This window comes from Henriciella aquimarina (assembly GCF_002088975.1).
Taxonomy (GTDB): Bacteria; Pseudomonadota; Alphaproteobacteria; order Caulobacterales; family Hyphomonadaceae; genus Henriciella; species Henriciella aquimarina.
Genome location: NZ_NCST01000082.1, coordinates 16833 through 27870, shown reverse-complemented (window position 1 = coordinate 27870; position 11038 = coordinate 16833). Strand labels below are relative to the sequence as shown.

The 11038-nt window shown below is 62.7% G+C and carries 8 protein-coding genes; 4 read left to right on the top strand and 4 right to left on the bottom strand.

Features of this window, described 5'->3' with window-relative positions:
- The first annotated feature begins 23 nt into the window (after positions 1-23).
- Complete coding sequence (gene dksA / locus B8784_RS13205; protein WP_084398416.1) at positions 24-440, top strand: RNA polymerase-binding protein DksA; 417 nt, start codon at positions 24-26, stop codon at positions 438-440.
- Between the two features lie 318 nt (positions 441-758).
- Complete coding sequence (locus B8784_RS13200; protein ID WP_158085682.1) at positions 759-1787, top strand: flagellar motor switch protein FliM; 1029 nt, start codon at positions 759-761, stop codon at positions 1785-1787.
- 10 nt (positions 1788-1797) lie between these two features.
- Here the strand turns inward: B8784_RS13200 and B8784_RS13195 are convergent, their stop codons facing one another.
- Both B8784_RS13195 and B8784_RS13190 read right to left on the bottom strand, forming a co-directional pair.
- The gene (locus B8784_RS13195) at positions 1798-2676 is read right to left on the bottom strand and encodes a TerC family protein (protein ID WP_084398414.1); all 879 of its coding nucleotides are present in this window, start codon (positions 2674-2676) and stop codon (positions 1798-1800) included.
- A gap of 133 nt (positions 2677-2809) precedes the next feature.
- Positions 2810-4525, bottom strand: a complete 1716-nt coding sequence (locus tag B8784_RS13190) for a L,D-transpeptidase family protein (RefSeq protein WP_158085681.1) — start codon at positions 4523-4525, stop codon at positions 2810-2812.
- A gap of 556 nt (positions 4526-5081) precedes the next feature.
- On the opposite strand from B8784_RS13190, the gene B8784_RS13185 reads away from it, so the two are divergent.
- Entirely contained in the window at positions 5082-7679 is a 2598-nt protein-coding gene (locus tag B8784_RS13185) for a response regulator (RefSeq protein ID WP_084398412.1), read from the top strand.
- Positions 7680-7692: 13 nt separating this feature from the next.
- Here the strand turns inward: B8784_RS13185 and B8784_RS13180 are convergent, their stop codons facing one another.
- Together B8784_RS13180 and B8784_RS13175 are read right to left on the bottom strand one after the other, a co-directional pair.
- Positions 7693-8580, bottom strand: coding sequence for a class I SAM-dependent methyltransferase (locus tag B8784_RS13180; protein WP_084398411.1), 888 nt, complete (start codon positions 8578-8580; stop codon positions 7693-7695).
- A 10-nt stretch (positions 8581-8590) separates the two neighbouring features.
- A complete protein-coding gene (locus B8784_RS13175; RefSeq protein WP_233356130.1) occupies positions 8591-9403 on the bottom strand; it encodes a TrmH family RNA methyltransferase in 813 nt (270 codons plus the stop codon).
- A 178-nt stretch (positions 9404-9581) separates the two neighbouring features.
- On the opposite strand from B8784_RS13175, the gene B8784_RS13170 reads away from it, so the two are divergent.
- Positions 9582-10982, top strand: coding sequence for a hypothetical protein (locus B8784_RS13170; RefSeq protein WP_084398410.1), 1401 nt, complete (start codon positions 9582-9584; stop codon positions 10980-10982).
- The last annotated feature ends 56 nt before the right edge of the window (positions 10983-11038 follow it).

Below are 11038 nucleotides of genomic sequence, written 5' to 3'. Positions count from 1 at the left end.
GCCTTGTTGGAGGAGTGGAGACCATGGCAGACGTCAACCTTACGGATTATGTTCCCTCTGACGACGAGGAGTTCATGAACCCGCGTCAGCAAGCTTACTTTCGGGCCCGGCTCGAACAGTGGAAGTCCGATATTCTCGACGGAACAAAATCGACCATCAGCAATCTTCAGGAAGACTCCAGCAACCTGCCGGATCTCGTCGATCGCGCCTCCTCGGAGAGCGACAAGGCCCTGGAGCTGCGCACCCGTGACCGTCAGCGCAAGCTGATCGCCAAGATCGACGCCGCGCTGCGCCGGATTGACGAAGGCACTTATGGTTACTGCGACGAGACGGGTGAACCGATCAGCCTGCGCCGGCTCGAAGCGCGCCCGACGGCGACGCTGAGCCTGGAAGCCCAGGAGCGTCACGAGCGCCAGGAGCGCACGGTCCGCGACGACTGATTTCACATCCCATGAATTGTAAAAGCGGCAGGGTCGTAAGACCGCTGCCGCTTTTTTATCACCCAACGCCCGGCGGGTTTTTGTCGTTGCCGGTCCGTTGCCAGTTACAATGCCACCAGAATCCAAATCGTTTCTTACCCGTTTCTTTCTGCCAGATTAAATCATCAGGCAGAGGGTTAAGAAATTCCGGGAAGGTGTTAGGCTTTTTGCTGTCATAATCCGGAAAATAGCTGATTCTTCTCCCGGCGGACTCCAAATTACTAACGTCTCATTAACCAGCGCAGCCCACAAATGACTGACAGAAAGCATGGGAAAACGATGCAGGGTTCCGCTTCAGGCAATGATGGTGACTGGGCCATGTCGGACCGCCGGGCGCGCGCCGTGATGCGGGACATGGAGCCTGTGCACGAGGCGGCGGCCGGGGCGGAGGACTTCCGCTTTCCCACGCCGCGCGGCGTTCTCTCCAAGGCCGAGATAGAAGCGCTGCTTCGGCCGGACCTGCCGACCATTAATGACAGCGAAGCCTCGGACGAAGCTGCCGAAACCGACCTTGCCGCGCCGGATTTCGATGCGCCGGATAACAGCGCCGGGAGTGAGGAAGGCCAGCGGATTGCCGCGCGCCTGTCGCTGCTCATGGCACAGATTTCAGGGCTGAAGGCAGCGTTCCGGATCGCCGGCCATACGCAGTTCAGCGCCTTCGAGACGACCCTTACCGCCCGCCAGGCACGCCCCGGCGCGGCGTTCATCTGCTTCGGTGAGGCCGATGGCGACGTCTCGCACATGATGGTGCTGCCGCCGGCGCTCGCCGATGCAATGGTGACCCAGGCCTGCGGCGGCGCCCCGGGCGCGGCGATGATGGCTTCGCACAGGGCGCTGAGCGCGATTGACTGTGCCTTGATAGAACAACTCGCAGCCCCGCTTCGCAGCGCGCTGGATGGTGATGTCCGCCTGACCGGGGTCGAAACCGAGCCGGACTATGCCGCCTCGCTTCTGCCATCGCGTACGGGCCAGGAATTCCGCTTCACCGTGAAGTTCGCCGGCCAGTCCGCAGAGCTGGGACTGATCCGGATGGCCCGGAAAGCCGGCACGGAGCAGCCGGTGGCCGAAGAGGCGCCGCGCCGCAAGCCGGTAACCGCCATCCTGACGGCGCGGATCGCGTCGCTCAGCGTGCCGGTGAACCGCCTGTCCGGTCTGAAGCCCGGTGATACGCTCCTTCTGGGCGTACCGGCCGACCAGCCCGTGGAGCTCCTTTCGGGCGGCCGGAATGGTGTCAGTGCCTTCGAAGGCGAGGTTGGGCGCAAGGGCGGCCAGATGGCGGTCCGGATCCGCAAGCGGACCGCCGACTGACGACTGACCCTTATTCGCGGGGCCGTTGAGCCTCTCTGGCTTCGGCGATGCGCAGCTTGCGCAGGTCCGCCTCACGCTTGGCCCAGAGCCGCTTCTGATAATTCGTCGAGATGATGTCGGTGATCACCAGCACCCCAACCACGAGGTAGAAGCTCGACTTCGACATCGCCGCAATCTCGAAGGTGAAGATGTGCATGTGGGCGAGGTGGGCGCCTTCGGTGACCAAGAGCACGCCGACAAGGAAGAGGATGAACAGGCCGAGGACCTCATACATCCGGTTTTTGCGAATGAAGTCAGCCACATAGTCCGCCATCAGCATCATCGCGACGCCGGAGGCGAGAATGGCCACGGTCATGATGGTCAGTTGATAGCGCGTCTCCACGACGCCATCGACGGTTTCCTTCACATTGGCGATCGCCATGGCCGACAGGATGGAGTCGAAGGAGAAGACCAGGTTCATCGTCACGATCAGCGTGATGGCCTGGACGACGGACTTTTCGCTGCCGCCTTCCTCATGCCCGAACTCGTCGACCGTCAGCAGGTGGGTGATTTCCTTCACAGCCGTGTAGATGATGAAGCCGCCGCCCAGCAGCGTCACCAGCGACTGGAGCGTGAATTCGCCATCGAGTACGCGCGGGATCCCGATGGAGAAGAGCGGCTCGGCCAGGACACCGAACAGGGAGACAATGATGATCAGGAGAACGATCCGGAACAGCATGGCCAGCCCGATGCCCCAGCGGCGCACCATGGGCGCCTTTTCGCCGACCCGTTTCGACTCGATGGCGATGTAGAGCAGGTTGTCGAAGCCGAGCACGGCCTGCAGCAGAAGCAGCATCAGGAAGGTGAAGAAGCCGCTCGTCGTGAACAGGTCACCGAAAATCTCAGGCATCGTGCGCCCCCTTTGTCAGTCCATCAGGTCAGGAGCTGGCTTTGTGGAGGCGTGATGCAACAAGCGCAAGGCCTTCATCCTGGCCCGGCGGTCAAATGCATGCCCGCCGGGCGTGCCCGTCAGCCAGCGCCAGTTATCCTTGCTCAAGTTTTGCCGTCTGCATCAGCGAATCCGGGTTGTCGAGCGGCGCCATCTCGTGCGTCTGCTCGATGCCGCCAGTGCGATTATAGATGTCGCGCCAGAAATTGACGCTGCCATCATCGTTCACCGTCACCGTCATATAGGTGATGTGGATCGGCACACGGGTCTTGAACTCGAACTTCTGCCGCGTCTTCGAGGCGACCGTCTGTTTCAGCGTGTCGGCCTCGGTGGTGGAATCGAGCCCGGCAATCCAGCCTGCCATCTCAGTCGGGTTTTCAAGCCGGATACAGCCATGGCTGAAAGCGCGTTCGGCACGGTCGAACAGGTGCTTGCCCGGCGTGCCATGCAGATAGATGGCGTACTGGTTCGGGAAGATGATCTTCAGTTCGCCCAGCGCGTTATTGGCGCCCGGCATCTGAACCAGCCGATAATTCTCAGCCGCGGACGCATCTTTCCAATTGACGGAATAGGCGCTCACTTCCTGCCCGGTGGCACGGTCGATGACCTTGAAGTTGCTGCGCTGGGCATAGCCGGGATCGTTCGCCAGTTTCGGCGCCTTCTCATTGCGGACAATGCTGGCCGGTGTGTACCAGCGCGGATTGGCGACGGCATATTCGACCTCGTCGTTGAAGGCGGGCGTCTCGTGTTCGGGGGTGCCGACGATCGTCCTGACCGTGATCTCCCGTTGGCCGTCCTTCCAGCCTTCCGCGGTGTAGGAGGGGATATTGGCCCAGATGTAGCGCTCGCTCATTGCGCCCTGTTTGCGCCAGCGGTCCATGGACTCGGAAATGCGGACGATCTTCGAGTCCACGCTTTCGTTCATGGCGGCGAGCGTATTCGGGCCGACGACGCCATCCGACTTGATGCCATGGCGACTCTGGAAGGTCTTCACGGCCTCCACGAGGGTCTCGTCATAGCGCTGCGGATCGAGCACCTGCTGGGCCTCTTCAACATCCACGGTTGCGATTTCTGAGGCGGCGGCTGCTGAACTGACCGGCGTTTCCTCATCACTCTGGCCGGCCTTGATGGCATCGTTGACCAGGTTGAACAGGTTGCGGTCTGCGTCATAGCTTTCAACCGCGAGGCGCTCGCGGATGGCTGGAATGCGCGGATCCGTGTCGCCGGCCTCGATGATTTCACCGTCAGCCAGAGAAGGAATGGCCAGCCAGCCGCCATTGTCGCGAATGGCGCGATACTCTGCCAGGGCCTGCTTGAGGGCGACGTATTGCGGCGCTGTCGGCTCGAAGCTCTTCAGCGCTTTCTCGGCATTGCCTTCGCCGGCAATCTTCAGCTGTTGGGGAAGCACCGCATAGGCCGGCGTCTGCTGGGGCGACGGCGCAGACGCTTTATCCCCCGGCCATCCTCCGCTGACAGCCGCCGTCAGGCGCAGCCATGCCTTGCTGAGCGCAATGTCGGCGCTTGCGCGAGTTTCGGGAGACTCGCTCTGGAAGCGCTGCTCGGCGAGTTGACGGAGGTCTGCTTCCGGCAGCGTGTCCGGGGCGAGACCATATTCTGGCAGATGATCGGCCAGGGTCATGAGAGAGACCGCCCCATCCTCGCTCCAGATCGGCTCGAAGGCCGACTGGGTGTAGGCGCGGCGGACCGTCTCGTTCACTTGCGACGCGATGTCGGCCTCAGGCTGTCTGCTGGCCGAATCGCCAAGCATCCGATGCTTGATGGCCCGGGCCATGGGGCTGGTAACGGCCATATTGCCGTCCACGGCTTGCTGTTGAGCGGAAAGGGCAGGTTTGGTAGGGGAGGGATTGAGCCCATTCTGGGCCAACGCCAGTGGCGACGCGGTCGCCATAACTGCCGTAATCAAAACCGTTTTCATGGTTGCCTCGACTGCATTCTACTGTTGCAAGGGCAACGGGGGCGGGATCGCGGCGGTTCCCGCAAATGCCAGTTCCAGCCCGGCAGACCGCTCGTGACACCGTCACCTGAGCAATGGCTGAGCCTTTGTGAAAACCGTTGAAAATCAGATGGATGCCGGCGAAGAAGCAAGGCACCGTATCAGGGCCTGAAAAGGCTGAACTTTTCACTTTATCCGAAGACGGAATATCGCCAGACCGCAACCGGGGCGGGTGAAATTTTCCCGATCTGATTAACGCCGCTTTTGGATTGATTAACCTTTCGGTCTGAGAAGTGGAGGTGAGGATAAGATATGCCGGGCCTCAGAAAGTGCGTCCCGGCGATATCTAGTGTAGACTTGGCGAATCGCCGCACGGGCGAGAAAGCCAGACAGGCGGCAGGAGTTGGGCCTCATGACGGCACGCGCGAGCAGAGACGACGTCACGATCACCACTTTGGACCATGAGGCATCGGGAGAGAACAAGCTCGACAGTCTCGATATGTTGCAGCTTGCTTTCTGGGGCTGTCTGCTGGTGGCTGTCGCCGCCGCCAGTATTGCGATTGCCTGGCCGGGCGCCGTGGGTGGCACCGGCCCGATCCTGCTCATCTCCATGGCCGCCGGCGGCATGGTCTTCCTGCTCTGGGTCCTGAAGGGCGCCGGGCGCCGGCTGGGCCTGTTTCCGCAAAAGGGCGCTGCCGAGGATGCCGTCAACGCCACCATGCCACGCTTTGGCTGGATCGAGTCGCTCGATGAAGCGGTTCTGATCGCCGATCAGGGCGGCGCGCCCATCGCCGCCAATGAGAAGTATCGCGAGCTGAGTCAGATCGCGCTTGCCGGCCAGCAGGATTCTGCCACTGCGGTGACCGTCGACCGCATCTTCAGCGCGAGCCCGGGGCTTGCGGCACCGGTCTTCCGCCTGTCCAAGTCCGCCAAGGCGGGTGAGACCCATCGTGAAGTCCTGCCGGCCATGACGATCGGCTCCGATGCGCTGCCGGTTCAGTATGAGGCGAGCGTGGCCCCGCTGCCGCGCAACCGTGTCGTCTGGCGCCTGCGCCGGATCAATGGCGCGGAAGCCGCGACCGGGGCCGCCGACATGAAGGCGCTATATGTCGAGGATGCCCCGCTCGGTTTCTTTGCCGCCAAGCCGGACGGCACGATTACCTATGCGAATGGCTGGCTGCGTGACCTGATCGGCCTGCCTGAAACCGCCAAGAATGTCCGCCTCGACGACATCATGCGCCCGGAATTCGTGCGCATGCTGGGCCGGGACAAGAAGTCCGGCGCGCCGGGCCGCGCCAATATCATGATCCGCACGCGCGACGGGGTCGAAATGCCCGTGCAGACCATGACGACCTGGACCGGCAAGGGCGCCGACGCCCAGGGCCGCACGGTCGTTGTCGCCAACAGCCAGTCCCAGCTCGAAGGCGAGGGCCGTTTCCTCGCGGCCTCCGCCAGCCGCCCGGCCAAGCCGGAAGGGGACCCGATGTTCGATGACGCCCCGTTCGGCGCGGTCCGCCTCGAAGGCAACTCGGTCGAAAGCGCGATCATTCTCGACTCCAACAAGGCGCTGATGGAAATGGCCGAAGGCCGCTCGGCGCCGGGCACACGCTTCTCGGACCTGTTCTCCGCAGAAGAAGAGGATGGCGAAGAGGGGCTCGCGGCCAAGCTGATCGAGGCGGTCGACAAGCCGATGGGCCTGAAACTTGCCGGCGAAGAGCCGAAAAGCGTCAACGTCTTCGTCACGCTGGACAATATGGGCCAGCCCTCTGTCGCCTACATCATCGACATGACCGAGCAGAAAGAGCTCGAGCTGCGCCTGGCCCAGGGTGAGAAGATGCAGGCCATCGGCCAGCTCGCCGGCGGTGTCGCTCACGACTTCAACAATGTTCTCACCGGCATCATGCTCAACAATGACGAGCTGATGACCCGTCACCCGGTCGGCGACCCCTCCTATGAGAACCTGAAGAGCATCCACGAGTTTTCGGTGCGCGCGAAGGACCTCGTCCACATGCTGCTCGCCTATGCGCGTCAGCAGACCTTCAAGCGCGAAGTCTTCGATGTGAACGACTTCCTGTCCGAGCTTTCCATCCTGCTGCGCCAGATCCTGGATGAGCGCATCGAGTTCCAGAACATCCCGCAGCGCAACCTGCCTTATGTGAAGGCCGACAAGAACCAGCTCGAAACCGCGATCTTCAACCTCGTCACCAATGCTCGCGACGCGATGCTCCAGAAGGGGCGTGCCGGCGGCAAGCTGACCATCCGCTCCTCGCGGGCGACCGCCGAGGATGCCCACAAGCACGGCTTCAATTTCGTCGCCGACGGGGACTATCTGCTGATCGAGATTGCCGACACCGGCCACGGCATTCCGGCCAACATCATGGACAAGATCTTCCAGCCCTTCTTCACGACGAAGGATGTCGGCGTCGGCACCGGTCTTGGCCTTGCCACCGTCTACGGCATCATCAAGCAGTCGGAAGGCTATGTCTGCCCGATCTCCAAGGTCGATGAGGGCACGAACTTTCAGATCTATCTACCAGCCCTCAAGGCTGACGAGATTGCCCAGCCTGAAATCGTCGGGCCGGAAGAAGAAGCCGTCGATCATCGCCCGGTCGATATTTCGGGCCGCGGCAAGATCCTGCTGGTCGAGGACGAGAAAGGCGTGCGCGACATCGCCGTCATGCACCTGATCTCGCGGGGCTATGAAGTCCTCTCGGCCGAGGATGGCGAGGAAGCGCTGGAAATCCTCGAAGACGAGGCTGGCAGCTTCGACCTCATCATTTCCGACGTCGTCATGCCGGGCATGGACGGACCGGCCCTGATCAAGGCGGCGAAGGATTATCTCGGCGATGCACGGGTGATCTTCATCTCAGGCTATGCCGAGCGCGACCTCGCCAAGAAGCTCGACGACGACCGCGAGGTCTCCTTCCTGCCGAAACCGTTCAGCGTGCGCCAGCTCGCCGAACGTGTGAAACAGCAGCTCGGTATGCGCAAGGAACGCGAGGCGGCTTAAGCCCTTTCAGCTCTTATTTCGCCTGCCAGCGGGCACAGATAGCGGTCGGAAGCATCCGGCCGCTTTTCTGTTCCGGGATCGCCATTTCGCCCATCTCGATCCGGCCGCCGAACGGCGCCATCCGGTCGCCCAGCGCCTGACCGAGCGCAATGTGGGACAGGCGTACGGCATAGGCCGTCAGGATGACGAAGAGCGGATTGTCGACCAGAAGCGGGACAATGCCGTCGAGCAGGGCCGGGAAGTCCTCCTCGAAGCGCCAGGTCTCGTTCTTGGTGCCGCGCCCGAATTTGGGCGGATCGAGGATGATGGCGTCATAGCGGTTGCCGCGTCGGCCTTCGCGCGCGACGAATTTCATCGCGTCGTCGGCGATCCAGCGGATCGTGCGGTCCTGCAGGCCGGACATCTCCTGATGCTCCTTGCCGAAGCCATTGGATTTGGGACTGGCGTCGAGGTGGACGACCTCGGCCCCGGCCTGTGCGCAGGCGAGCGACATCATGCCGGTATAGCCGAAGAGGTTCAGCACCTTGGTGGGCCGGCCGGCGGCCTTGATCTGCTCACGCGCATAGGCCCAGTGGATGGAATGCTCCTGGAAGACACCGAGGTGGCGAAAGGGGGTGCGCCGGGCCTTGAACTTCAGCCCGTCCCATTCCATTGGCCAGGTATCGGGGGCTTTCGGATTGAGCTTGCGCCACTGGCCGCGCTCGTCATCGCCCGCCTTGGCGTCGAACCAGGCATCGGCTTTCCAGCTTTTGACCGGGGCCTGGGGCTTCCAGAAAACCTGCGGATCCGGACGGATGATCGTCTGATTGCCGAAGCGTTCGAGCTTCAGGCCGTCGCCGGAGTCGAGGAGGGCGTAGTCCGTCCAGTCATCGGCGAGAAAAAGGGTCTGGTCGTATTTCATTCGAAATCTCTCAGGCAAAGTCTCTCTGGCGCCAGGCTTCATAGGTCATGATGGCCGTCGCCTGGGCGAGGTTGAGGCTGTCGGCGCCGCCGCGCATGGGGATCAGGCAGAGCGTGTCGCACTCGCTTTCGACATCCCGGGGCAGGCCGGCCTGCTCATTGCCCATCAGGATCACCGTGCCCTGCGCCATGTCGATCTCGGTATGGCGCTCGGTGCCATTGACGCTGGCGGCGACCATGTTGAGCCCACCGGCTTTGCGCCAGGCATTGAAGGTGTCGAAATCGGCGCTCGCGAAGGTCATGTCGAAGACCGAGCCCATGGAAGCGCGAACCGCCTCGATGCTGTAAGGGTCGCAACACTGATTGATGAGGATGACGCCGGACAGGGCGGCACAGTCGGAGGTGCGCAGGATGGTGCCGAGATTGCCCGGGTCGCGGACTTCGTAAAGCGCGATCCAGAGATCGCTGGCGGACGGCTGAAGCGCCTGCAGCGACAGGTCTCTCTGTTTGAAGGCGCCGATCACTGATTGCGGATTGTCCTTGCGGGCGACCTGGCCGGCCAGCCGGTCGGGCACCTGCACCACGCGCGCCCCGCTTGCCTGGGCCTTCTCGACCAGCGCCTGGATGAAGCCCCGGTCGATACTGGAGGCCGATACCAGCAGGCTGTCGAGGGCCCAGCCGGCCTGCAGGCCCTGTTCGACGAGGCGGGCGCCCTCGGCCAGAAAGAGCCCGGTCTCCTGGCGCGCCTTCTTGCGCTCCAGACTCCGCATCATCTTGATGAGCGGATTGGCAGAACTTGAAATGATCTCAAGGGACAGCGGCATGGGCGGCCTTTAGCACAGACTTGCCTGAAGGCAATTGATGCGGCATGCATCTGGTTAACGAAGCGCACAGTTCCGGTGGACGACGTGAGATGTGCAGAAGTGGGGACAGCAACACCTTGCCTTTTTAAGGACACGACTCGGGGTTCTGATCTGGTCCTCCAACAAGGAGCCGTACTGAATGGATATTGTTATTGAATATGTCTGGTACGTGATCGGCGGCGCAGCGCTGGTCGGGTTCCTTCTCGCCTGGCTCATGCGGGGGCTGATGCTCGCGGGAAAGCGCCGCCGGGCGACGGTTGAGCGCGATGTCGCCCTGACGGAACTCGAACAGGTCAGGGGCGAACTCGACAGCCTCTATGCCGCCCATCGCCGGCAGAAGCAGGCGCCGCCCGCTGAGGCGGAGGCCGCTGACAGAGACCATGAAGAGCGCCTCGCCCAGCTGACCAATGAACTTGAAGCGACCAAGGCCGAGCTTGACGGCCTGCGCCAAACGCGCGGCGAGGAGGCAGAGGCGGCCGGTCAGGAGAGCACAGCGCTGGCCGATCTGACCTCGCGCAACGCGTTCCTGGAAGAGCGGGTGGGCGAGCTGGAGATCCGCCTGCACGAACAGGCGACCCAGGCGCAGGCCCCCGTTGCCGATGAGCCGGCCGAGCCCGCGCCAAAGCCGGCGCCGAAATCCTCCGTGGAAGAGAACAAGCAGGTCTGGCAGGTCGAGTATCTGCAGACCCGTGTCGCCGCGCTCGAGGAAAAGCTGATCGCGGCGGAGAAGGCTGCCCAGCCGGCCGAAGCGCCGGCTCCCGATGCGTCGCTTGAGGAAGAGCTGGCGCGGTTGCGCTGGCGCAATCGTTATCTCGAAGGACGGCTTGCCTATTTCGAGGAGAAGCCCGAGGCCCCGGCTGTACAGGCCAAAGCGCCTGAGCCGGAACCAGAGCCAGAGCCAGAGCCCGAAGCCAGGGAGGTGTCTCCGGCCCCTGAACCGGCGCCGGATCTTCCCGCCGATGCTGAAGCCCTGAGCGAGGAAACGCCGGCGGTGGACGAGCCCACGACAGAGGCATCCGCCGAGGAGGCCACCGAGCCGGAGGTCGAGGCTGAACCGGAAGCAGAAGCTGAAAACGAGCCCGAAGCTGAAACAGCTGTCGAGCCTGAAGACGAGGGCACGGCGACGGAAACCGTCGCGGAAGAGGAGCCTGTTGAGGTCTCTGCGCAGGATGAGCCTGCGGAAGAGGATGAGCACCCCTCCGACAGGATGCTGCGCGCCCTTGAGGCCAGGGATCAGGCCGCCGGAGATGAGGGTGAAGATGCCGACGAGGAGCCGGCAATCGAGCCATTGGCGCCAGCCTCTCTGGAAAAACCCGAGGGCGAGGCGGACGATCTGACTTTGATTACGGGGATCGGTCCACGCATCCAGAATATCCTGAATGATCTCGGGATCTGGCATTTCCGCCAGATCGCAGGCTGGACACCGGAAAACGAAGCCTGGGTGGACCAGCAGCTGAATTTTGCCGGACGTGTGAGCCGCGAAGACTGGATCAAACAGGCCAATGACCTTATCGCGGCCAATGAGCAGGCCGAGGGCTGAGAAGCCGCCGGGTCTTTCATGTGAGGTTCAGTTGCGCCTTGCCAGTCTGACAGGGA